Origin of the sequence: Tundrisphaera macrotermitis (assembly GCF_051175315.1) — a bacterium.
In the GTDB taxonomy this organism is placed as follows: Bacteria; Planctomycetota; Planctomycetia; order Isosphaerales; family Isosphaeraceae; genus Tundrisphaera.
Genome location: NZ_CP195100.1, coordinates 6,563,389 through 6,586,682 on the forward strand (window position 1 = coordinate 6,563,389; position 23,294 = coordinate 6,586,682).

The window sequence follows — 23,294 nt, forward strand, 5'->3', positions numbered from 1 at the left end:
CCCCGGCATGGGCGGCGGAACCCGGGCGTCCACCCATCGAAGGGATAAACCCACTTGCGGATGTTTTATTTTCGGCGGCTTGCGTCCGCCTAATCCGGCGTTGTATCATCCGGGCGACGATGAATCCTTCATGATCATCGCTCTCGCACCCGTCTTCGTTTCTCCGGCACCGGAAGCATGGCGGTCCTATGGATGAACCCGATGGGGCAGTCGGTGGCGCCACGCCAGCCGGTGGCGCGACCGACCCGCTCGATGCGGCGAAGGCCTGCCTCCGCGGCCTCGGCCAGATCATGTTCCAGGGGCATGCCGGGACCGGGCTCCTGTTCCTGGCCGGGATCGCCTTCAGCTCGCCCTGGATGGCGCTGGGGGCCGTGCTCGGCTCCGCGATCGGGATGGCGGGCGGGCGGCTGATGGGCGGCGATCGCGGCGAGATCGCCGACGGGATCTACGGGTTCAACGCCGCGCTGGTCGGCATCGCCCTGCCCGCGCTCTGCCGGCCGGACGCCCGGATCTGGGTGCTGGCCCTGGCGGGGACCGTGCTGGCCACGGCCCTGACCCGGCTGGCCCGGGGATGGGTGCCCTTCCCGACCTACACGGCCCCGTTCGTCCTGGCGACCTGGGCCGTGCTGGCCCTGGCCCACGCGGTCGGCTGGACGGACCTGATGGCGACGGCGTCCCCGAAGGTCGCGGATCGCGGCCTGCTCGGCTCCGCGCTGGACGGGCTGGCCGAGGTGATGCTCGGGGCCAACCCTGTGACCGGATCGCTTTTCCTGGCCGGGATCGCCCTGAGCAACTGGCGGCACGCGGCGATCGCGCTGCTCGGATCGCTGGTCGGCACGATGGTGGGGATCTACCACCACGACCCCAGCATCTCGGCCGGGCTCGTCGGGTTCAACGCGGCCCTGGCGGCGATGGCCGTGTATCTCTGGAGGCCGTCGCTGCTGGGCCCGATCCTGGCGGCGATCGTCTCGGTCCCCCTGGCCGAGTTCTTCCCGAAAGTGTGGGGGATCCCGGCGCTGACCGCCCCCTTCATCGTGGTGACCTGGGCCGTCCTCTGCGTCGGGGCCCTGGAAGACCGCTTCGTCGCGAAGGCATGACCCGAGTCCCTCCCCCGCAGGCCCGATGAGGTCGAGATCGCCATGCACCTGACACCCCGCGAAACCGAGAAGCTGATGGTCTATCAGCTGGCCGACATCGCCCTGAGGCGCAAGGCCAAGGGCCTGAAGCTGAACCACCCCGAGTCGGTGGCCGTGATCTCCGCGGCGGCCATGGAAGGGGCCCGGGAAGGGAAGCTCGTCGAGGAGGTCATGCACGAGGCGGCCCAGGTCCTGACGCGCGGCGACGTCATGGAGGGCGTGGCCGACATGATCGCCTACGTCCAGGTCGAGGCCATCTTCACCGACGGCAGCCGCCTGGTCACCATCCACGACCCGATCAAGTAACGGTCCGATCCCCGAGACGACCCATCCACCGGAGCGATCACGATGGCGGAACCGGAACGACCCCAGGATGAGCCCGGCGTGGGCAATTGGCTCCGCCACCCCGACGCCTCGCCCCACGCGACCAGCCCGGAGACGGCGCCGGTCGGCGGCCTGATCCTGGCCTCGGGGGACATCGAGCTGAACGCCGGCCGCCCCACGGTGGCGGTGTCCGTGAAGAACACCGGGGATCGCCCGATCCAGGTCGGCTCGCACTTCCACTTCTTCGAGACCAATCGGGCGCTGGATTTCGACCGGCCCGCCACCTTCGGGATGCGGCTGAACATCCCCTCCGGGACCGCCATCCGGTTCGAGCCCGGCGACCTCAAGGAGGTCACCCTCATCCCGATGGGGGGCAAGCAGCACTGCTTCGGATTCAACGACCTGGTCAATGGCTGGGTCGGCGGGAGCCCGCCCCCGGGCTATCGGCCCAACTTCACCCTGGCCGTGCAGAAGGCCGCGGCCCTGGGCTTCAAGTCGTCCGGCGAGACGCCCGAAGGGCCGACCCCGACCGATCCTCCCAAGACGGGGCACTGACGCATGTCGAAGATCTCCCGCAAGCAGTACGCCGACCTCTACGGGGCGACCGTCGGCGACAAGATCCGCCTGGGCGACACCGATCTCTTCATCGAGATCGAGAAGGACCTGCGGGTCTACGGCGACGAGTTGCAGTACGGCGGCGGCAAGACGCTCCGCGACGGCATGGGCTCGGACAACCAGATCACCCAGGCGGCCGGCTGCCTCGACCTGGTGATCACCAACGTCACGGTGCTCGACCCGATCCTCGGCGTGGTCAAGGCCGACGTCGGCGTCCGCAACGGCAAGATCGTGGGCATCGGCAAGGCCGGCAACCCCAGCACGATGGACGGGGTGACCCCCGGCCTGACCACCGGGACCTCCACCGACGCCATCGCCGGCGAGCACCTGATCCTGACGGCGGCCGGCATCGACGCGCACATCCACTACATCTGCCCGCAGCAGGTCGAGGCGGCCCTCAGCAACGGGGTCACCACGTTCTGGGGCGGCGGGGTCGGGCCGACCGACGGCACCAACGGCGTGACCAGCACCAACGGCCCCTGGAACCTGGAGATGATGCTCCGGGCCGCCGAGGGCCTGCCGATCAACGTCGGCTTCCACGGCAAGGGGAACTCCGCCGGCCGGGGCCCGCTGGTCGAGCAGCTTTTGGGCGGGGCGGCCAGCTTCAAGATCCACGAGGACTACGGGACGACCCCGTCGAACATCCGCGCCTGCCTCCGCGTGGCCGACGAATACGACGTGTCGGTGTCCATCCACACCGACACGCTCAACGAGGCCGGCTTCGTCGAGGACACGATCGCCGCGTTCGACGGCCGGACCATCCACACCTACCACAGCGAGGGGGCCGGCGGCGGCCACGCCCCCGACCTGCTCCGGGTGGTCGGCCAGCCCAACGTGCTGCCCAGCTCGACCAACCCGACGCTGCCGGTCGGCACCAACTCGGTGTCCGAGCTGTTCGACATGATCATGGTGTGCCACAACCTGAGCCCCAAGATCCCCTCGGACGTCGCCTTCGCCGAGAGCCGCGTCCGCGCCGAGACGATCGCCGCGGAGAGCGTGCTGCACGACCTCGGGGCGATCTCGATCATCAGCAGCGACTCGCAGGCGATGGGCCGGGTCGGCGAGAACTGGCTCCGCGCCATCCAGACCGCCGACATCATGAAGAAGGCCCGCGGGCCCCTGCCCGAGGACAACTCCGGCAACGACAACCATCGCGTCCTCCGGTACGTCGCCAAGGTCACCATCAACCCGGCCCTGACCGTCGGCATCGGCGACGTCCTGGGGTCGATCGAGCCGGGCAAGATGGCCGACCTGGTCCTGTGGGAGCCCGCCTTCTTCGGGGCCAAGCCGAAGCTGGTCCTCAAGGGCGGGATGATCATCTGGTCCACGATGGGCGACCCCAACGCGTCGCTGCCGACCTGCCAGCCGATGCTCTACCGGCCGATGTTCGGGGCGTTCGGCTCGGCCCTGTCCAAGACCTGCGTGACCTTCGTCTCCAAGGCGTCCTACGACCTGGGGATCGCCCAGAAGTTCGACCTCCAGCGGGTCGTCCGGCCGGTCTACGGCACCCGGTCGCTGACCAAGCGGCACATGATCCGCAACGACACCCTGCCCAACATCGAGGTCAATCCGCAGACCTTCGCCGTGACCGTCGACGGCGTCCACGCGACGGTCAAGCCGCCGCGGACGATCGCCCTGAATCAGCTCCACTTCTTCGGCTGAGCCCGAAACCCCGGAGTCCGCCCATGATCCTCGTCGAAACCGTGGTCGGGAACCTCGCCGACCCGGCCTGGTCCGCGAAGCTGGAAGGCGCCACGATCGATGTCCTGGCGCTCGACCAGTGGCAGGCCCAGAAGAATCGGTTCCGGCTCAGGACCGGCGGGGGGGCCGAGGTGGCCGTGGCCCTGGGGCGGAACTCGCACCTCCGGGATGGCGACATCCTGGCCTGGGACGAGCCCGCCCGCACCGCCATCGCCGTCCGGCTGAACCTCAGCGACGTGCTGGTGATCCGCCTGGACGCCCTGCTCGGCGACCCGGCCGAGGCGATGGCCCGCACCTGCTTCGAGCTGGGCCACGCGCTGGGCAACCAGCACTGGCCCGCCGTGGTGAAGGGGACCACCGTCTACGTCCCCCTGACCGTCGACCGCAAGGTGATGGCCTCGGTCATGAAGACCCACGGCTTCGCCGGGATCACCTACGAGTTCCGGCCGGGCACCGAGGTCATCCCCTACCTCGCCCCCCACGAGGCCCGCCGCCTGTTCGGCGGGGCGGACTCGACCCCGCACTCGCACACCTCCACCTACGAGCGGGCGCTCGGCCAACCCTGAGGCGACCCCGTGGCCCCGATCCTGGCGATGATGCGCCTGCTCCAGTTCGGCGACTCGATGCTCCCGGTGGGGGCGTTCTCGTTCTCCAACGGGCTCGAATCCGCCATCCAGAGGGGTGTCGTCCGGGACACGGCCACCCTCCGCGACTTCATCGCCACGGCGGCCCGCCAGTCGGCCACCTCCGACGGGGTGGCGCTGCTCCACGCCTTCCGCGCCGCCCGCGACGGCGACCTCGCGCGGATCGTCGGGGCCGACCGGGCCGCGTTCAACCGCCGGCTCAACGAGGAGGCCCGGACCATGTCCACCCGGATGGGCCGCAAGCTCGCCGAGCTGGCCGGGGCGGTCCTGGGCGAGTCGGCCGCCGGCGACTGGCTCGCCGCCATCAAGAGGGCCGAGACGCCCGGCACCTACCCCGTCGGCCAGGGGATCGTCTTCTCGGCGCTGGGGCTGGGGGAGGCCGTCGCCTTCGCCGCCCACCAGTACGGCGTGGCCAGCATGATGGTCGGGGCGGCGCTCCGGCTGATGAAGCTCCACTACCTCGACGCCCAGAAGATCCTCCTGGAGGTCAACGCCGAGGCCCCGGCGGCCTACGACGAGGTCGCCGCCAGGTCGCTCGACGAGATGGCCTCCTTCGCGCCGGCCTTCGACATCCTCGCCGCCGTCCACGTCCGCGCCACCGTGCGCATGTTCATGAATTGAACGGGAACTCGCCTGATATGAAGAACATCACCCGGATCGGGATCGGCGGGCCGGTCGGCTCGGGCAAGACCGCCATCGTCGAGGCGATCACCCCGAAGCTGATCGACATGGGCATCTCCGTCCTGATCATCACCAACGACGTGGTGACGACCGAGGACGCCAAGCACGTCCAGAGGACCCTCAAGGGGATCCTGGTCGAGGAGCGGATCCTCGGCGTCGAGACCGGCGCCTGCCCGCACACGGCCGTCCGCGAGGACCCCAGCATGAACCTGGCGGCCGTCGAGGACATGGAGGCCCGCTTCCCCGACGCCGACGTCGTGCTGATCGAGAGCGGCGGCGACAACCTGACGCTCACCTTCAGCCCGGCCCTGGTCGACTTCTTCATCTACGTGATCGACGTGGCCGCCGGCGACAAGATCCCCCGCAAGAACGGCCCCGGCATCGCCCAGTCCGACATCCTGGTCATCAACAAGACCGACCTGGCCCCCTACGTCGGCGCCAGCCTGGAAGTGATGGACGCCGACTCCCGCTTCATGCGTGGCACCAAGCCGTTCGTCTTCACCAACTGCAAGGCCGGCGAGGGGATCGACGAGCTGGTCGCCCTGATCCGCGAGAACGTCCTGTTCGACATCGCCGCCAGGGCCCCGACCTCATGACGTCCCCGGACTTCGCCCCCGAGCTGGCCCCCTACCAGGACGAGCCGGCGCAGATGCCCAGCGGCTCGCCCGGCAAGCTCGCGCGGCTGGCCCTCCGGTTCGAACGCCGGGGGGACCGCTCGATCCTGGCCTCCATGGACCGCCGCGCCCCCCTGCTCGTCCAGAAGGCCCTGTACTGCGACGAGGGGATGCCCGACCTGCCGGTCGTCTTCATCATCACCAACTCGGGCGGCATCCTCCAGGGGGACCGCTACTCCATGCGCTTCGAGGTCGGCCCCGGCGCCCGCGGGCACGTCACCACGCAGGCGGCGACCAAGATCCACGAGATGGACGCCAACTACGCCGTCCAGGAGCAGGAGATCGTCCTCCACGACGGCTCCTATCTGGAGTACATGCCCGACCAGGTCATCCCGTTCGCCCGGTCGCGGTTCCTGACCCGGACCGCGATCCGGATCGCGCCCGACGCCACCCTGCTCTACTCCGAGATCCTGGTGGGCGGGCGCAAGCATTACGGGGCGGGCGAGCTGTTCGCCTTCGACCTGTTCTCCTCGACGGTCCGGGCCACGCGGCCGGACGGGGTCGAGCTGTTCACCGAGAAGTTCCTGATCGAGCCGGGCCGCGACGCGATCCGCCGGCCCGGGATGATGGCCGACTTCGACGTCTTCGGCAACGTGGTCCTGCTCACCCCCAAGGCCCACGCCGACCGGATCTTCGAGCAGTCCGCCCCCAGCTACGACCCCGGCGGCCGGTGGGCCTCGGGCGTCGGCCGCCTGCCCAACGACTGCGGCCTGGTGCTCAAGGTCCTGGGCCGGGAGGCGAGCGACGTCCACGCCCGGATCCGCGACTTCTGGTCCCTGGTCCGCCCCGAGGTCGTCGGCCGGCCGGTCCCGCCCGCATTCTCCTGGCGATAGCCCCCGGGGATCCCGACCCGATGGGGACCGGAGTTCTTGATCATGGATGCGACGCACGACGTGGCCGCGGAGCTGGCGAGGCTGGACGAGAAGGTCAACGCCCTCCTCCCGCCCCGGTATCAGCACTGCTACGGATCGGTGTCGCCCGTCTCGATGGGCTCGGCCGGCCTGGTCTACGGCCCCGACGGCCGGGTCGCCTGGGACCAGATCTGGACGACCTTCTGCGACCTGGCCCTGGCCGGCGGCCCGCCCCACCGGGGCCGGCTCCTGGAGCCCGTGCCCGAGGCGGAGGCCCGCTCCGACCCGGGCCGCTACCGGGACGCGGTCGGCGAGATCGATCGCGCCATCGGGCTGACCTCGGGCTTCCCGGTGGTCGACGGCGACCGGCCGGGCTGGGTCGGCCTGCCCTGCCGATCCGCCGAGGAGGCCGCCTGGCTCCAGTTCGCCGTCACCGCCGAGAACGTCTCCGCCCGCCGCCGGGGGCGCGTCCTCCAGCTCCCGGCCGGGCCCGCCTTCCGGGCCGAGAAGGAGATCAAGAACGTCGTCGTCGCCCTGGCCAAGGCGTGCCACTACTGGGAAGGCCACCTGACCGAATCCCAGCAGGCCCTGGCCGGGGACGAGCCCTGGGAGCCCGCGTCCCCGGACGAGGCCGCCGCCGACCCGGCCGGCTACGAGGCGTCCGAGCGCCAGGTCCGCGACGCGCTGCGCCGGGCCGGGCTGCCGATGCCCGCCCGCCGGTCCATCGGCTGGGCGGGCGTCGAGGCCGACGGCGAGGAGGCCGCCGTGTGGCTCCTCCGCGCCGTCCTGGCCGACGGCGTGCTGGCGCGGAGGGAGGGGAGGATCCTCCACCTGCCCGTCGCAGCGGCCCCGGACGAGGCCCGCGCCGCCCGGATCGGCGCGGCCCTGGCGCACGCCCATCGCCTGTGGTCGGCCTGTTCGCCCTGAGGGGGGGCCGGGACGTCGGGGATCCCCGCGACGCATCCGCACCGATGATGCACCAACAGGACACGATCGGCCTCACCCCTTGCGGATCGGGGCCCGGCCGGGGTTGAATAGCCCTCTTTTCGGCCCCGAGGGATGGGGCCGTGACATCGAGAGGAGACAACCCGGTGCATCATCTCGCGAAGGCCGCGATCGCGGCGGCCACGCTGCTGGCGGGGCTCGCATTCACGACCAGGGCCGAGGCGTTCGTGGACCCGGCCCGGGTCATGGCCGTCGTGCCGGCCCTGGAAGACTACGTCGCCAGGAGCCAGGCGAAGACGGGCGTCCCCGGCCTGTCGATCGCCATCGTCGCCGGGGACCGGATCGTCTACCTGCGGGGGTTCGGCGTTCGCCGGGTCGGCCAGAAGAACGCGCCGGTGACGCCCAACACCGTCTTCCAGCTGGCGTCGCTGTCCAAGCCGATCTCCTCGACCGTGGTGGCCGGGCTGGTCGGGCGGGGCGGCGTGCGGTTCGACACCCGGATCGCGTCGCTGATCCCGGGCTTCCGCATGAGCTCGCCGGACACGACCGCCAACGTCACCGTGCGCGACATGCTCTCGCACCAGAGCGGGCTCCCCGAGTACGCCGGCGACGTGCTGGTCGACGTCGGCTTCTCGCGGCACGAGCTGATCGAGCGCACCCGGTTCCTCCCGCTGAACGCCCCCCTGCGGGGCCGGTACAACTACAGCAACGTCGGCTACACCATCGGCGCCGCCGCGGCCGCCCGGCCGTCGGGCCGGAGCTGGGAGGACACCGCCGAGGCGATCCTCTATCGCCCGCTGGGGATGACCTCGACCAGCTCCCGCTACGCCGACTACATGAAGGCCAGGGACCGCGCGACCCCGCACGTCCGCTCCGGCTCCGGCACCTCGTGGGTGCCCCGGAATCCGCCCAACGACGATGACGCCGAGGCCCCGGCCGGCGGCGTCAGCTCGTCGGCGCGCGACATGGCCAACTACCTCCGGCTCCAGCTCCGCGACGGGACGTTCAACGGCAAGCGGGTGATCGCCGCCGGCCCCCTTGCCGAGACCCGGACCGCCCAGGTCCAGGGCACCTCCGGCGAATACGGCCTCGGCTGGAACGTGGGCACCGACTCGGCGGGGCGATCCCGGATCAGCCACTCCGGGGCGTTCAACTCGGGCGCCGCCACCGACATCACCATCTACCCCGGCGAGGACGTGGGGATCGTCGTCCTGACCAACTCGTACCCGATCGGGCTGCCCGAGGCGATCTCCGCCGGATTCTTCGACCTGCTGTTCCAGGGCGCCGTCGCCCGGGATTATGTGACCCTGTTCGGCGGGATCTTCGACCAGTTCTGGGACGAGATCGAGGAGAAGTATCCCGCCTACCCGCCGACCGTCCCGAACCCGCCCCGGGCTTTGGCCTCCTACGCCGGGACGTATGCGAGCCCGCTCTTCGGCCGGGTCGAGGTGGTCCGATCGGGCCGCGGCCTCGCCATCCGCCTCGGGCCGAAGCAGGTGACGTACCCGCTGTCCCACTACAGCGGCGACGTGTTCCTGTTCACGCCCGTGGGCGAGAACGCCTACCTCCCCAGCGGCGCCCGGTTCGACTTCGGAGGCCGGGGGCAGGCCCGGGCGGTGACCATCGACTACTACAACACCGAGGGGCAAGGCACCCTCACCCGCGTCCCCCGGTAAGGCGGGCCGGGCCGTTCGTCCCCCCGGCTCAGGCCGGGGGATCGAACGGGATGACCTCGATCAACTCGCCGCCGGACCACGGGCCGGACCGGGCGGGGAGCAGCGCCAGGCCGTCGGCGCGGGCCAGGGCGGGCAGGTCGTCGGGCCCCTGGGGGCGGACCGGCCGGGCCTGGTGGCGGGCGTCATCGCCGATCGAGAGGGCCACCGGCAGGGCGATCGCCCGGTCTCCGGTCGCCCGATGGCCGCCGACCAGGGCCGCAGGGACCGGCAGGCCGGGGTCGAGGCCCTGGAGCTTCTCGATCAGGGGGCGGACCAGCAGGGTGAAGGCGGTGACCGCCGCGATCGGCCCGATCGGCAGGTGGAAGACGTGGTGGGCCACCCGGCCCGCCTCGTCGCGGATCACCCCGTACTTCGACCGGCCTCCGGGGCGGAGGGCGACGCCGTTGGCCAGGATCTCGACGCCCATGGCGTCCAGGCATCGGCGGATCGCCACGGTGGGCGGGCCGAGCACGACCACCACCGGCGCGTTGGTCGCACGCTCCAGGGCGGGGATCAGCCGCGAGCCCGGCACCGACTGGAGGTCGTGGGTCGATGCCCCCAGGCGGTCGGCCAGCGCGACGATCGCGAGGTTGGCCGCGTTCCGCTCGCGATGCATGGCCGGTTCCTCGGCCGGCCCGATCAGGTGCTGGCCCACGGCCACGACGGAGACCCGGACCCGGCGATGGCAGAGCGGGTGGACGACCCCCTGCGAGGCGAGCAGGCCGACCATCGACGGCCGGACCCGGGCGCCGGCCGGGGCCAGCTCCGCCCCCGCTTCCAGGATCGAGCCGCGGGCGGCCACGCCGCGCCCGGCGCGGGCGGGCCGGAGGACCTCGATCACGCGGGCCGGGCCGTGGTCCGGGTCGGGCCGGACCGAGCCCAGCGGCAGGACCGCGTCGGCGGCCTCGGGGATCGGGTCGCCCTGGGACACGCGGATCGCCTCGCCGGGCTCGACCATCGCGTCGGCGTCGCGCCCAGGCCGGTGGACGCCGGCGACGCGGAGCAAAGCCCCGGGCGCGGCGTCGGCGGACCGGACGGCGTAGCCGTCGCGGGTGGACCGGTCGAACGGGGGATGGGCCACGTCGGCGACCGCCGGCTCGGCCATCACCAGTCCCACCGCCTCGCCCAGCGAGACGGCGATCGGCTCGCCCACCTCGGCCAGCGAGAGGATTCGCGCCCGCGTTTCGCCCGGCGACAGCATCGTATCGAAGACTCGGGGCACGATTCTTGGATCTCCGGTCGGTTGTCGATCGGGGGGGATTCTAATCACAACCCCCCGAACCACCAATGGACGATTCGTGCGGGACCGGCCCCCCGCGACGGCCGCGCCGGGCAATTTTCCGGAATGGCTGGCCTTGATCCGCCCATCTGGCCGATTCCCTGGTTGTGATGAAATTCCGACGACCGCCACGAGCGGCCCGAAGGGTTTCCTCTTGGGATCGACAGGAAACGTCGCGGCGGGCGGCATGGGCCGGGTACGCCGGGCGTGGTTCATCAAGGAGGGTGGAGCCGATGTTGTCCTCCAGCGCGGGATCGCCGCGGCGGTCGCAGGGCCGTCGTGCGTCGGTCTGGGCCGGCGCGGCCGTCTTGGGCCTGCTGACGGCCACCGGATGCCAGGTGGAATACGCCGGCATGACCTTGCCCTCGGGCAAGTACATGCACGACGACGTCCAGTATTTCGCCCCCGGGCCCGATTTCCCCTACGCCAACACCCAGGCCGCGACGCAGCGGGCCAAGATGGCGGCCAACGGAATCGCGGTGCCGCCCCCTCCGGGCGCGGCCGTCGAGGCCCCCGTCGCCGGCATGCCCGGCCCCAACGGCATCCCCGCCGTGCCGGCCCCCGGCATCGGCATCCCCCGCCTGGGCCCGATGCCCGAGGGCGAGGCCAACGCCCCGGGCGGCCCCGCCGCCCCCAACAACGTCCCGGGCCCCGGCGCCGGCGGCGACGCCCCAGGCGGCGCCATGCCTCCCCCCTTCTGAATCAGGCCGAACCCCATCGGCGTCGCAGCCGTCGGATCATCCCGGCGGCCCCGACGCCGGCCTTCGGACCCACGGGAACCCCGGGCCATCGCGGCCCGGGGTTTTCGCGTTGAAGCCCGCCGGTCCGAGACGATTCGAGCCAATCCAACCGAGCCATCCAGGGGCCATTCACGCTGACGTCGGGGATTTGCTGGAACGTCCTGTGGCGACTGCTGTTCAATGCAGAGACATGGGTGGCGCCTCAGTGCAGAGACATGGGTGGCGCTTTTGGCCAGGGGAGAGCCTTTGGGAGGGGGAAGATATTCAGCCCATCACGACCGCAAGAGGTGAAGCGGCCCGACCATGCCCCGCAGATCTCCCAAAGTGACCTGTAGGATCCCCATCAGACACACCGGATCGGCCTATGGACTGCCCACGATACCGACTCTGCCCGGTTTTACGGTGGGGCCAGGCGCCACCCATGTCCCTGCGCTCTACAGCAAGCCAACCACAGCCACCCAGGGCCGCCGAACCAAAGGCCAAAATCAAAGGACACATTCGAGGCCGGGCCTTCGCGAAGGCGGGGTTCGCGCGCGGGTAGTGGATATGCGATCATGGCCCGCTCGACTTTTCAGGAGGAGCGACCATGACCGTGCCCCATCACGAGGAGATGCCCGTCCGCGCCGGCTACGCCGCGTGGGCCCCCTGGTACGACGCCGACGGCAACCCGCTGACGGCCCTGGAGGAGCCCGCCATGTGGGGGAGGTTCGGCCCCCTGGAGGGGCGGATCGCGCTCGACCTGGGGTGCGGCACCGGGCGGCACACCGCCGCGCTGGCCCGCGCCGGGGCGACCGTGGCGGCGCTCGACTTCACGCCCGAGATGATGGACATCGGCCGGGCCAAGCTGCGCGACCTGCCGGTGGTCTGGGCCCAGCACCGCCTGCCCGATCCCCTGCCCTTCCGCCCGGACAGCTTCGACATCGCCGTGATGGGCCTGGTGGCCGAGCACATCGAGGCACTCGACTCGGTCCTGGCCGAGGTCCTCCGCGTGGTCCGGCCCGGCGGCGCCTGCCTGGTCTCGGCGCTCCACCCCGACCGCACCGCCGAGGGCCAGCGGGCCCGGTTCATCGACCCGGAGACCGGCGTCCGGCGGCCGATCGCCACGATCCACCGGACCCTGGACCAGTATCGCGAGATCGCCGCGCGGGCCGGCTGGGCCGCCGACGGCGAGGCCAGCCTGGTCGTCCCGCCCGAGCTGGCCGAGGCCCTGCCCCGGGCCCGGCCCTATGTGGGCCGGCCCCTGGGCTGGGTCGGGCGTTGGGTCAAGCCCGGTTAGGGGTCAACCGAGGCTGCGCGGGCCGGGGTGCTCGGCCTCGTCGGCGAAGGCGTCGTCGGTCGGCCAGAAGCCGATCGACTCGGCCGAGGAGGCCAGGTCCCAGCGGGTCCCCTGGTTGTTGGACATCCCGTTGACCACCGTCGAGGAGCGGTCGCCGAGGTCGGCCTCGATGGCGCGGGTGAACAGCCGGACCATGTCGCCGTTGCTCAGCCAGAGCGAGCGGGACCACTCGTCGGGCAGGGTGTCGGGGCGGTTGTCGCCGACCTGCACCCACCCGAGCCGGAGGGCCACGAAGGTCATCTCGAAGATCCCGGCCAGGCCGACGCCCAGCCGTTCCCCCATCAGCTTGGTCCCGCCGTAGGGGCCGTCGGGCTTGGGGGGCAGGTCGACGGTGATCGGCATGTCGCCGAGTTCGCGATAGCCGCCCATCGCGTGGTTGGAGCTGGCGAAGACGATCCGCTCGATGCCGGCCAGGGCGGCGGCGTGGAAGACGTTGTTGGTGGCGTCGATGTTGGGCCCGACCAGGTCCTCCCAGGCGGCGAACTCGTCGGGGTTGCCGGCCAGGTGGACCACGGCATCGACCCCGTGGAACGCCTCCATCCACGCCTCGTCCAGGACCGACAGGTCGGCGACGATCAGCGAGGGCTCGTCGGGGTCGGGTTCCTGGTCGATCAGGACGAGGTCGTACACGTCGTCCCACGCCTCGCGGAGCTTGCGGCCGATGTTGCCGCTGGCCCCGGTGATCAGGATGGTGCGCGGGCCGTCATCGACCTCGTCTTCCCCCTCGTCCTCATCGTCGACCTCGAACTCGTCGGGGTTGAGCACGGGGAGGCCGCCCGAGGCGATCGGGGGGACGGTGCGGCGGCTGGTCTCGTCCGGTTGGTCGGGATGGATCATCGGGGGCCTCACGGACGATTGGGCTCGGAGATCGACTCCGGCGCCGGGCTCTCGCCCAGCACCTTGTCGACGGCCTCCAGGAAGAAGAACTCGCCCCACATGACCGACTCGTCGACGCCCAGCTTCTTGTGGAAGTGGTAGACGCCGTGCTTCAGCACGCCTTCCCAGCCCGGGGTGTCCCAGGCCATGTATCGGTCGGTGCAGAGCGAGTCGAGGATGGTCAGGCAGGCGTCTTGGTAGCGTCGGGCACGGGCCGGGTCGGCGGTCAGGCCGGCCAGGTTCCACAGGCCCGACGCGGCGATCGCGGCGGCCGAGCTGTCGTCGATCCGGTCGGGCCCCTCGGGCACGTCGAAGTCCCAGGGCGGGACCAGCCCCTCGGGGCACCGGGCGATGAAGTGGTCGGCGTTGCGCTCGGCCACGGCGAGGTCGGCCGGGTCCTTGGTGTAGGTATAGACCGTGCCGTACCCATAGAGCGACCAGGCCAGGCCCCGGCTCCAGTCGGAATCCCCCCGGAGCCCCTGGTGGGTGGTCTGGCGGAGGAACTCCCCGGTCTCCGGGTCGAAGATCCCCTCGTGCGCCGTGCCGCCATCGGGGCGGACCAGGGTCCGCTCGGTGGTCCGGCAGTGGGCGACGGCGAGGTCGTACAGCGCCTTGTCGCCGGCCTCGCGGGCCGCGTAGAAGATGATCGGCACGTTCATCATGATGTCGATGAACAGGCTTTCCGGGGCGACGAACGACCGGAGGTACTGGCCGGGCCGGTTGAACCGCATCGCCAGGGTGCGGCCGGCCGTGATCAGCACCTCGCGGATCTGCGGGTCGCCGGTCGCCTCGAACCAGGGCTTGTAGGTGCTCAGGAAGATGAAGCCGAGGTCGTGGACGTCGCGGTCGTGCTGCTTGTGCTCCAGCAGGCGCGAGTAATGCTCGGCCAGGGCCCGCCAGGCCGGGTCGCCGGTCCTGCGGGCGACCAGCCACATCATCCCGGCGTGGAACCCGGCGCACCAGTCGGTCCACAGTTCCCCGCCGTGCCGCCACCGCCCACCTTCCGTGTAGATCGGGAAGTAGTCGGGCGTGCGCTCGGTGGTGGCGCGGACCTGCTTCGCCGCGAACGTGAAGGCCCGCTCCAGGCGGGGCCGGAGTTCGGCAAGATCGACCGTTCGCGGCTCGGCCACGGGGACCTCGATGGCGGGGAGAGGATGCGGGGAGGCTGTCGTCCCCGGATCCTCGGAGGATACAACCTGCCTCCCCCCCGGGCAAGCGCGACGGCCCCGAAACGGCCGCGCCCCGGGGCCGGGCCGGGCGATCGGAGGCGGGAATCGATTCACGCCGGACGGCCGGGTATGCCGATCATCCCGGTTGTGAGGCCAGGCCGGGCCCCGACCCGTGCGGAAGGCGAGAGATCACGCCGAGAGGATTGGAGCGGCATGGGCCGGCAGAATCGCCGAAGGATCGGCCGCATCGTCGCGTGCCTCGTGTTCGCGCTGGCGCCCCGCGTGCCCGCCGACGAGCCGGCCCCCCCGCAGCCCACGGCGGCCGGGGCGGAGGCCGACGGGCGGATCCAGGAGCTGGAGCGGGAGAACCGCCGGCTCGCCGACCAGCTCGAAGGGGTGACCCGGCGGCACGGCGAGCAGATCGAGCAGCTCCTCAAGGAGGTCGCGGCGCTCCGCGAATCTTCCTCCGCGCCGAAGGAGGGGGGCGAGTCCGCACCGAAGGCCGAGGCCGCTCCGGCCCCCCGGCCCGGCGCGGGGGCGAACGTTGGCGGGGCGTCGGATCAGCCCGGCGGGCGACGCTCGCCGATCCCGGGCTACAACGCCGTGTCGGGCTCCAAGGCCCAGAAGAAGGTCCCGCTCGGGGCCAGCTTCGGGCCCGGCTTCGAGCTGATGAGCGACGACGAGGAGTTCCAGCTCCAGGTCCACCAGGAGACGCAGCTCGACTTCAAGGAGTTCGACCCCAACGGCGACCAGTACGCCCGCTCCGGGTTCGTCTTCCCGCGCGTCCGGCTGTTCTTCAACGGCCGGGTCACCAAGCCCTGGGAATACACCGTCTCGCTCAACCGGGGCCTGGGCTCGATCGACATCCTGGACGCCTTCGTCAACTACCACCAGGACGACCGGCTCCAGATCAAGGCCGGCCGGTTCATGACCCCGTTCAACTACGAGCAGTTCGCCATCCAGAACATGTGGCTGGTCACGCCGGAACGCTCGCTGTTCACCGCCAACCTCGGGCTCAACCGGATGCTCGGGGTGCAGGCCTGGGGCAACGTCCTGGAGAAGAAGCTGGACTACGCCGTCGGCGTGTTCAACGGCCCGCGCAACTCGTTCGAGGACTTCAACGAGGCCAAGGACGTGATGCTCTACCTGAACGCCCGCCCCTTCGGCGGGCAGGAGGAGGGCCGGCCCCTGCGGAACCTGAACCTGGGCGGGTCGTTCACCTACGGGACCCAGGACAACCCGCTGGTGCCCCGGGCCTTCCGCACGGCGTCCAACGCCTCCAACGCCAGCGCCGCCGACCTGCTCAGCCCTCCGTTCTTCGTCTTCGACCCCGACGTGGTCGAGCGCGGCCAGCGCACGTTCTGGTCGGCCCACGCCGCCTACTTCTTCCGCCAGTTCTCCGCGTTCGCGGACTACAACGGCGGCCTCCTCCGCTACGCCCGGAAGGCCAAGGCGCCGGACTCGGTGGACCTGCCCACCAGCGGCATCTCCGCGTCGTTCGGCTACTTCCTGACCGGCGAGACGCCCGAGCGCCGCACCGTCCTGGAGCCGCTCCGCCCGTTCAACCTGAGCCGCGAGAAGTTCGGCCTCGGCGCCTTCGAGCTGGCCTTCCGCTACAGCTCGATCGAACTGGACCGCGCCGCCTTCGACGCCCGCCTGGCCAACCCGAACTTCTGGTCCAACCGGGCCTGGATCACCGACCTCGGCGTCAACTGGTACCTGACCCGCTACCTCAAGATGTACGTGGCCTGGCAGCACTCCGAGTTCGGCTCGCCGATCCTCTACCGCAGGCCCGACCGCCGCCAGCTCACCAACGAGCTGTTCTGGCTCCGGATGCAGCTCTACTTCTGACCGGCGCCCGGCCCGCGCGGGCGCCGCCGATGCGACCTAATGGATGATCACGTAGAACAGGTCGCCGTTGTTGGAGCGGTCGTTCTTGGCCCCGCCGAACCGCAGGGTCCGCTTGCCCCAGGGCTTGGGGGGGTGGTTGAACTGGTCCCAGACCTCCAGCCCCTCCTCGGTCTCGCGGATCAGGACCGCCGCGTGGTCCTGGGCGTAGACCCCGTTCTGGAACGAGGCGATCGCGGTGCCGGGCGCGATGCTGTTCCCCTTCACCAGCGGCCCTTGCTTCCACAGGGTGGTCAACCCGATCGGCTTGCCCGCCTTGAAGAAGACGTACTGGACCCCCGTGGCGCATTCCCCCTTGTTCTTGTTCCAGCCCGGATCGTCCGAGAGGACCTGGCCCTTGAAGCCGGCCGCATGATCGAGCGAGACCGCGAACCCCTGCTTGGACATGACATTGGCTCCGGTGATTGGCGACTCCGAGGGGCCCTGCTCCGCGCCCGCCCGGCCATCGCCGATGGCATGCCGTCCCATCTCCCGTCTGGATGAGAACGTCGGGATCGCCCCGCCGTGACGGACAGAATCCGGCCGCCCCCGCCTCCCGGCCCGTGTGCGTTCTCGGGCCCATGTGGCCTGCGAACGGTGATCCTCGCCCATTGACGAGGGTCTGCGGCTCGACCAAGCTAGGCACCTCCGACGGCCGTCGGAATTGTAACGGGTCAATACCCCGTCGGGATTGGCCGTTTTCGATCCGATGGATAAGAACTTACGTCGACTCGATCATGTCACGGGTGAAGTAGCGGCGAGAATTTACAGGGGGGTCGCATCGTGGGGACGACCGAGCAATGGGCGATGGCTCACGGCATCTCCGTGGCGGAAACACCGCCCGCGATCCCGGACTTTTCCGAGCCGTGGCCTCATCCCGCCCGCCATGTCGCCGAACGGGCGGTGATCCTGCAGGGTATCGTCGCCGTCGGCTATGGCGTCGAACCGGGGCCGGTGACCGCGTGGCTACAGGAGCAGGGCATCTGGGAACGAGTCAGTCCCGGTGAGATGGCCTTCCTCCTCGACCCCTCGCCTACCGACGAGGAGAGGAACCGCTTCCGCTGGCATCAGGAGGCTGAAAGGACCTTGCTTTGGGCCATCGGCAAGGTCGAGGCGCTGGGCCTGCCGACTCGCGGCTGCGATACTCGGCGGCTGGTGGACGAGATCATCCCGCCGCTCGGCTCCGAGGTCGAAGGGTTCCTCGCCTCGGCCGAACTTCGCTCGCCCGGCGTACTGCTGGCCGAGGATGACCGGACGTACGAACTCTGGTGCCGCGCCGTTGCGGCCCGACGTGAAGGTGAACCGCTCCCCCAAGACCTGAACTGGTTGGTACTCTACGAGCGGCGATATGCATTCGAGTGGCTCGGCGGACCGCGAGAATGGGACGAGATAACTTGTGACGCCTGAGCTATAGCCACGCTGAACACCCCGCCTCGGAGGCCCAAGCATGAGATTGCCCCGCGTGCGGCGGATGATGGTCGCCGTGGCAGCAACGGCGTTGCTCCTCGGTGCAGTGGCCGAGCGGAGGGCCCGGTTCCTACGCCTGGCGGAATCCCATGCGGCCTGGGCGGGCAAGATGGTCATCCACGAGGCCGAGGGACGGTACAAGCCCATCACCTTCGATGATCCGAACGGCCAGCCCGTCAAGAGGGCACGCCGTGGGTGGCATTTCGACCTGGCGGCGAAATACCGGCGGGCCGCCCGACTCCCCTTCCTCCCCGTCCCGCCCGATCCACCGGTGCCTCCCGAGAGGACGAGATAGCCCGATGCGAGCACCCAGGATCACGGTGCGGCGGTTGATGGTCCTCGTGGCGATCGTCGCGGGCCTGATCGGCGGCTGGATGGAGGCCATGCGACTGACCCAATGCAGCCGGAAATTCCGGCTCTCGGCGCGCGTTCATCTCTCCGAGGAAGGCTTGGCCATCCAGGCCCGCGATCGAGCCGCCTCGCAGCTCAAGCGTGCGATCTCCGGGCGATCCTTTCACGATCTGGGCGACTTCCAGATCGTCACTGGGGCTTCCGACGATGCCCTCGCTGCGATGCATGAATTGGTCGAACTCTTCTCGCGTCGAGCGGAGTATCACCGTTCGCAGCGGGAGAGGTACGAACATGCGGCACGCTACCCCTGGCTTTCCATCGGGCCCGACCAGCCGTACCCACAATGAATTTCTTCGGCCGTCACCGGTGAAGTATAGTCACGCGAGGCGTAGCGCTCGAAATCGAGGGGAGACGCCCCAGAGATGATACCCTCCACCTCAGACGCCTTCCCGATGATCGCGCCGCTCATCATCGCCTCTGTCGGTTTGGGCATATGGTACTCCGAGGCGGTTTGCGGGTCGGCCCTGCGAGCCTGGGCGCAAGAGTCGGGCTTCGTCATCATGAGGCGGAAGCGACGATGGTACTTCACGGGCCCATTCGACACCGTCACCAACATGCAAGTCGTCTATCGCCTCGACCTGGAGGACAAGAAGGGGCAGCATCGTGGGGCCTGGGTTCGATGCGGCTCGTGGTTCGGCGGCCTGTTCTTCAAGCCGGTCCCCCTCAAGGTCATCCTGGACGAGGTTGAGGACACGGGAATTTATGATTCCCTGTAACGCCCCGCCTATAGCCCTCGTAACAACCCGCCATCAGACCCCGGCAGTCATCACCCCGCCGGGATTGGCCATTTTCGATCCGATGAATAAGAACTTACGTCGAGTCGAAATTGGAACGAGTAAAGTAGAGATGAAACCTGCCAACATTCCCGAAATAAAACTCGACCAATGCAAGTCCTGTGACGAGTGCGGGAGCGACTACTTGGCCGCCACCTCCCAGATGGCGCAGTTGTGTCCCGAGTGCTCTCACTGGCTCTATGGGTATCCACGGTGCGAACACGAGTTTGCCCAGGGGCGGTGTTCCATCTGCGGTTGGGACGGATCGGTCTCCGAGTACCTCAGCTCATTACAGGCGAACCCGCCCGAGCCGAACTAACTGGCTCGTGAGATGTATGGGACGAGTTCACAGAGGCACCGTTTGGGGTTCTCGATGAACAAGAGAGGTAAAGACCTTCTACGGATTCAGACATACAAGGACAGGTTTAGCAAACTCTCGACCGAGGACATTCGTCGTCGTCTCGGGGAGTCCTCGTTGATCAAGGAAGCGGGGACAGCCTTGCGACGAATTTTGGAAGAACGGCAAGAGCAATCGCCAATCGATGAGACCTCCAAACCGTAACGGCTCACCTATAGACGAGCCTTGCCGATGCCTGGGGCAAGCTTCAGACTGCCCCGCGAGATTATCGCAAGCGGAGCGATTTGCTGACGGAAGGGCACGGGAAAACGGGAAGCCATGGGTATAGGTACTCGATTGACGCTCTTCGTGGCAACAGACGCCGATCTCGACTCTTGCTTCCCATCCTGGCGCAAGCCGCTGGCTGAGCAGGCGCCTGTCGAAGCCATCAATCCATTCACCAAGGAGTCGATGACGTTCCTGAGTTGGGATCCCGGCCGGCCTGTCGATGCGAGCGCGATACCCTCGTTCGATGACGCTCGTGGCCGAAGCCCGCGCCCTCCGATCTCACCTCCGGAAAATGACACCGACAAATGGCTCCAGAAGCACGAGGCGCCGAAGCTGCTACGGACGCTGCCGTACTTCACCCTGTACAGCATCGCGGGTCCGCCGCTACGGGAGCTACTAGATCTCCTCAAACTTCCCGACTCGCCCCCGGAGCGGATCGTCGACTGCCCCGAAGAGGAGGCGGAGATGTTCAGCTTTCCCGACGCCGTGATCGGCCCGCTCGGCGCGCTCGATGACGGCGAATTGAAGACGATCCTCACGGCTTGGCAGAAGGCCCTGAAGCTCCGCGGTAAGGCGTTGAATTCGATCGAGACCGAAGCGGTCGAGGGTTCGGACTGGGCCCTGCGGCGCATCCGTGCCTTGGCTACTGAGGCCGCGCGCCAGGGCGGTCATTTCTTTGGTTTTGTGCGTTACGACGTGTGAATTTCATAAGGATCGAGTGGATCCTCAAGCGGCAGTCAGGGCGGCCCGGAACGAATTCCTTCGGACGCAATCATTGAACTATAGCCACTCGTAACAACACGCCATCAGACCCCGGCCGGAGAACCCGCGTGCGGCACACAATCCCCCGGTCGATGATCGTGGCGACGCTTGCAGCCGAAATCTCGCCCCGGACGCCGGTCGGGATGGGTTGGCCGTACCGGCAGACCTCAAATCCTCGATCCGCCATGCCATTGCCCCCCTGTCGCGCCCCGGGTCTGCCGGGTACGGCCAACCCATCCCGACCGGGCACGATTCGGGCGACCTCGTGAGCCGACTTCGGTCACTCCCCGCCAGGTCGATGGCGATTATTTTGGCGAAAATGAGCCGATCCGTCAGAAACTATGCTTAACGCCCCCTCGGGAATTTGAATGTATCGGTGACGGCGTGATGTCGATCGTCGTCCCACACCATTCGATCCCCACCGAGGAGTGCCGGCGATGACGTGCAGCCCCGCCCGATTGGCCGCGAACCGGAGGAATGCGCAGCGATCCACGGGGCCGAAGACGGCACGGGGTCGGGAGATCTCGCGCGGGAACGCCCTCAAGCACGGGATGACCGGCGCCGGCGTCGTGCTGCCCGAGGAGGACGCGGCCGAGGTCGACGCCTCGACCGCCCAGCTCGTCGCCGAGATGAAGCCCTCCGGGCTGATGGGCCGGATGCTCCTGCGGCGGGTCGCGGTCTTCCACCACCGCCTCGACCGCTGCGGGCGCCACGACGCGGCGATGGCGGCGAAGCGGGTCCGCGACGCCGAGAAGCAGCGCGACGCGGCCCGCCGCGCCGAGGTCAACGATCTCGCCGCCCTCCTGGACACCGACCCCGATCGGGCGGTCACGCGGATGATGGAGATCCCCGAAGGGATCGACGGGCTGATCGAGGCGTGGCACGTCCTCCGGGGACGCCTGGACCGGCCCGGCAAGCTCGCCTGGACCCACCACGACGACCAGCGCCTCGACAGCCTCCTCGGCCGCCACCCCGGGATCTACCCGCCGACCCAGTTCAACCCCATCCTCCGCGCCATCCAGGGCGACTTCTCGGGCCTGACCGCCGACCAGGGGGCCGGGCTGAACTGCAAGAAGCGCAAAGCGTGGGCCCTCGAACAACTGGCCGCGCTGATCGACGCCGAGGTCGAGGCCCTGCGCGAGCTTCGCGTGCTCGTGGACGACGAGGACGAGGCGGCCGACCGCGCCGAAGCGGGCGACCGCGCCCTGTTCGACCCGTCCAAGGAGGCGCAACTCGCCCGGAGGTACGAGGCCGCCGCCGAGCGCGGGCTGTTCCGCGCCCTCCGCGAGTTCCACGAGATCGAGCAACGGGCCGAAACCGGGGCCGCGACCGCGCCGGCACCCGTCCCGGCCGCCGCCCCGCCCCGCAGCGAACCGCCCGCGCCGCGCCCCCGCCCGGCGAAGACGCAGTCCCGCTTCGCGCCCGAGCCGGTCTCTCGCCCGACACCGGCCCAAACGAACCCAACGATCGGGGCCACGACGCCGATCCCGCCGGCCCCGCAGCGGCCCGCCGCCCCGCCCTCCGCCGGCCCGAGGCTCCTGTAGGACGCGGTCCGGCCGGTTCGCTCTGTGACAAATCGGTGACGCGGCCGGCCTCGGGTTCGACCCGGCGCCGGGCGGCCCCCGCACGCCGATCACGCCAGCTTCTTGAGGATCTCCTTGCCGTAGACCTGGCGCATGATCGACTGGGCGATCCGGTTGGCCGGGTCGAACGGGAACGGCATCGGCCGGCGGATGTCGGCGATCAGGATCACGCGGTCCTGCTCGCAATGGTTGATGACCTCGTGATCCCAGCTATCGTCGAACATCATGCTCTCCCCCTCCTTCCAGGTGTAGTGCTGATCCTTGATCCGGATCGAGGGGGGCGACTGCTCGGGGACGACCAATCCGAGGTGGTAGCGGAGGTAGCCGCGATACGGCCCCTCGTGCGCCGGGATCGACTTGCCGGCCTCCAGGATCGAGAAGAACGCCTGGAACAGCCCGGGGATGCCGTCCAGCAGGGCCGAGGTCTTGGGGCAGAGCGCGACGTTCTCGGGCGGCTTCTCGCCCATCGCGTAGAGGAAGAAGACCTTCCAGGACCGCTCGGGATCCCCCTGCGCCGAGATCCCGTACTGCGCCGCGTCGAGGTCGTGATAGCGCGGCAGGGTCGACTTCCGGGGCAAGATCCTCATCACCTCGTCGCGGATCGCCGGGAAGTTGCGGTCCAGCTCGCGGAACTGCGGGCAGGTCTTGTCGACGTCGAAGAAGACCGGGCGACGCTTCCCCCCGGTGTGGAGGTCGAAGAACTTGTTGAGCGGGACGAGCAGAGACTCGTAATCGATGCGATCGAGGAGGCCCATGCGTGTGATCTCGGGTCGGGTCGGGGATCGGGCGGCCCTGGGGCGAATCGCCCGGCCCGACGCACTCACGGTCGGCCCGGATCTCCCATCCCCCCTAACCATTGGAATCGAATTGGACCTGGGGCTCAAGGGGATGGCCACCTCGGCACGGGTCAGGGTTGTTGAAAACGGGGGCGGGAGGCAAGCCGACCTTGCGGGCGATGATGGGGTGGCCTAGAATGTTTTGCCCCCGAATGGGATTGTTCCAGATCCCGGGGATCGGGCCGCTCTCGATTGGGATGATCGGCCCCGCCCGCCCGCCATCGGCCCGGACCTGCGACGGACCACCCCGCCGCTCCCCGCCCC

Annotated in this window: 24 protein-coding genes; 19 read left to right on the forward strand and 5 right to left on the reverse strand. The window is 69.6% G+C overall.

What is annotated here, in order from left to right; genetic code table 11:
• Positions 1-188: 188 nt before the first annotated feature.
• From TA3x_RS26460 to TA3x_RS26505, 10 genes are all read left to right on the forward strand, one after another.
• The gene (locus TA3x_RS26460; RefSeq protein ID WP_435017674.1) at positions 189-1,097 is read left to right on the forward strand and encodes an urea transporter; all 909 of its coding nucleotides are present in this window, start codon (positions 189-191) and stop codon (positions 1,095-1,097) included.
• Positions 1,098-1,139: 42 nt separating this feature from the next.
• The gene (locus tag TA3x_RS26465; protein ID WP_435017675.1) at positions 1,140-1,442 is read left to right on the forward strand and encodes an urease subunit gamma; all 303 of its coding nucleotides are present in this window, start codon (positions 1,140-1,142) and stop codon (positions 1,440-1,442) included.
• Between the two features lie 42 nt (positions 1,443-1,484).
• The gene (gene ureB / locus TA3x_RS26470; protein WP_435017676.1) at positions 1,485-2,015 is read left to right on the forward strand and encodes an urease subunit beta; all 531 of its coding nucleotides are present in this window, start codon (positions 1,485-1,487) and stop codon (positions 2,013-2,015) included.
• Positions 2,016-2,018: 3 nt separating this feature from the next.
• Positions 2,019-3,737 carry an urease subunit alpha gene (locus tag TA3x_RS26475; protein ID WP_435017677.1) on the forward strand — a complete coding sequence of 573 codons (1,719 nt, stop codon included), beginning with the start codon at positions 2,019-2,021 and terminating at the stop codon, positions 3,735-3,737.
• Between the two features lie 23 nt (positions 3,738-3,760).
• Positions 3,761-4,342: an urease accessory protein UreE gene (ureE, locus tag TA3x_RS26480; RefSeq protein WP_435017678.1), complete on the forward strand. Its 582-nt coding sequence runs from the start codon at positions 3,761-3,763 to the stop codon at positions 4,340-4,342.
• 27 nt (positions 4,343-4,369) lie between these two features.
• Complete coding sequence (locus TA3x_RS26485; RefSeq protein ID WP_435022444.1) at positions 4,370-5,041, forward strand: urease accessory protein UreF; 672 nt, start codon at positions 4,370-4,372, stop codon at positions 5,039-5,041.
• Between the two features lie 17 nt (positions 5,042-5,058).
• Complete coding sequence (gene ureG / locus TA3x_RS26490) at positions 5,059-5,697, forward strand: urease accessory protein UreG (protein ID WP_435017679.1); 639 nt, start codon at positions 5,059-5,061, stop codon at positions 5,695-5,697.
• On the forward strand, positions 5,694-6,608 hold the full coding sequence (locus tag TA3x_RS26495) for an urease accessory protein UreD (protein WP_435017680.1): 915 nt from the start codon (positions 5,694-5,696) through the stop codon (positions 6,606-6,608). Before ureG ends, TA3x_RS26495 begins: the two co-directional genes overlap by 4 nt.
• A gap of 42 nt (positions 6,609-6,650) precedes the next feature.
• A complete protein-coding gene (locus tag TA3x_RS26500; protein WP_435017681.1) occupies positions 6,651-7,553 on the forward strand; it encodes a hypothetical protein in 903 nt (300 codons plus the stop codon).
• Between the two features lie 164 nt (positions 7,554-7,717).
• Complete coding sequence (locus TA3x_RS26505; protein ID WP_435017682.1) at positions 7,718-9,247, forward strand: serine hydrolase; 1,530 nt, start codon at positions 7,718-7,720, stop codon at positions 9,245-9,247.
• A gap of 28 nt (positions 9,248-9,275) precedes the next feature.
• Here TA3x_RS26505 and TA3x_RS26510 read toward each other — a convergent pair whose 3' ends face one another.
• Positions 9,276-10,508, reverse strand: coding sequence for a molybdopterin molybdotransferase MoeA (locus TA3x_RS26510; RefSeq protein WP_435017683.1), 1,233 nt, complete (start codon positions 10,506-10,508; stop codon positions 9,276-9,278).
• Positions 10,509-10,798: 290 nt separating this feature from the next.
• Here TA3x_RS26510 and TA3x_RS26515 point away from each other — a divergent pair, with 290 nt between their 5' ends.
• Both TA3x_RS26515 and TA3x_RS26520 read left to right on the forward strand, forming a co-directional pair.
• Positions 10,799-11,266 carry a hypothetical protein gene (locus TA3x_RS26515; RefSeq protein WP_435017684.1) on the forward strand — a complete coding sequence of 156 codons (468 nt, stop codon included), beginning with the start codon at positions 10,799-10,801 and terminating at the stop codon, positions 11,264-11,266.
• A gap of 625 nt (positions 11,267-11,891) precedes the next feature.
• The gene (locus TA3x_RS26520; protein WP_435017685.1) at positions 11,892-12,581 is read left to right on the forward strand and encodes a class I SAM-dependent methyltransferase; all 690 of its coding nucleotides are present in this window, start codon (positions 11,892-11,894) and stop codon (positions 12,579-12,581) included.
• A gap of 3 nt (positions 12,582-12,584) precedes the next feature.
• Here the strand turns inward: TA3x_RS26520 and TA3x_RS26525 are convergent, their stop codons facing one another.
• Together TA3x_RS26525 and TA3x_RS26530 are read right to left on the reverse strand one after the other, a co-directional pair.
• Positions 12,585-13,478, reverse strand: a complete 894-nt coding sequence (locus TA3x_RS26525; protein ID WP_435017686.1) for an NAD-dependent epimerase/dehydratase family protein — start codon at positions 13,476-13,478, stop codon at positions 12,585-12,587.
• A gap of 8 nt (positions 13,479-13,486) precedes the next feature.
• Positions 13,487-14,647, reverse strand: coding sequence for a glycoside hydrolase family 88 protein (locus TA3x_RS26530; RefSeq protein ID WP_435017687.1), 1,161 nt, complete (start codon positions 14,645-14,647; stop codon positions 13,487-13,489).
• Between the two features lie 252 nt (positions 14,648-14,899).
• On the opposite strand from TA3x_RS26530, the gene TA3x_RS26535 reads away from it, so the two are divergent.
• Positions 14,900-16,537, forward strand: a complete 1,638-nt coding sequence (locus TA3x_RS26535) for an OprO/OprP family phosphate-selective porin (protein ID WP_435017688.1) — start codon at positions 14,900-14,902, stop codon at positions 16,535-16,537.
• 36 nt (positions 16,538-16,573) lie between these two features.
• On the opposite strand, the gene TA3x_RS26540 is transcribed toward TA3x_RS26535, so the two are convergent.
• Complete coding sequence (locus TA3x_RS26540) at positions 16,574-16,981, reverse strand: BPSL0067 family protein (RefSeq protein WP_435017689.1); 408 nt, start codon at positions 16,979-16,981, stop codon at positions 16,574-16,576.
• A 375-nt stretch (positions 16,982-17,356) separates the two neighbouring features.
• Here TA3x_RS26540 and TA3x_RS26545 point away from each other — a divergent pair, with 375 nt between their 5' ends.
• The 6 genes from TA3x_RS26545 to TA3x_RS26570 all read left to right on the forward strand — a co-directional run bounded on the left by TA3x_RS26545 (position 17,357) and on the right by TA3x_RS26570 (position 22,155).
• Complete coding sequence (locus TA3x_RS26545) at positions 17,357-17,980, forward strand: DUF4272 domain-containing protein (RefSeq protein ID WP_435017690.1); 624 nt, start codon at positions 17,357-17,359, stop codon at positions 17,978-17,980.
• A gap of 40 nt (positions 17,981-18,020) precedes the next feature.
• Complete coding sequence (locus TA3x_RS26550) at positions 18,021-18,335, forward strand: hypothetical protein (protein WP_435017691.1); 315 nt, start codon at positions 18,021-18,023, stop codon at positions 18,333-18,335.
• Positions 18,336-18,339: 4 nt separating this feature from the next.
• Positions 18,340-18,738 carry a hypothetical protein gene (locus TA3x_RS26555; protein WP_435017692.1) on the forward strand — a complete coding sequence of 133 codons (399 nt, stop codon included), beginning with the start codon at positions 18,340-18,342 and terminating at the stop codon, positions 18,736-18,738.
• A 213-nt stretch (positions 18,739-18,951) separates the two neighbouring features.
• Complete coding sequence (locus tag TA3x_RS26560; RefSeq protein ID WP_435017693.1) at positions 18,952-19,167, forward strand: hypothetical protein; 216 nt, start codon at positions 18,952-18,954, stop codon at positions 19,165-19,167.
• A gap of 751 nt (positions 19,168-19,918) precedes the next feature.
• A complete protein-coding gene (locus tag TA3x_RS26565; RefSeq protein WP_435017694.1) occupies positions 19,919-20,551 on the forward strand; it encodes a hypothetical protein in 633 nt (210 codons plus the stop codon).
• 497 nt (positions 20,552-21,048) lie between these two features.
• Positions 21,049-22,155, forward strand: coding sequence for a hypothetical protein (locus TA3x_RS26570; protein WP_435017695.1), 1,107 nt, complete (start codon positions 21,049-21,051; stop codon positions 22,153-22,155).
• An 89-nt stretch (positions 22,156-22,244) separates the two neighbouring features.
• Here TA3x_RS26570 and TA3x_RS26575 read toward each other — a convergent pair whose 3' ends face one another.
• Complete coding sequence (locus tag TA3x_RS26575) at positions 22,245-22,949, reverse strand: aspartyl/asparaginyl beta-hydroxylase domain-containing protein (protein ID WP_435017696.1); 705 nt, start codon at positions 22,947-22,949, stop codon at positions 22,245-22,247.
• Positions 22,950-23,294: the final 345 nt, after the last annotated feature.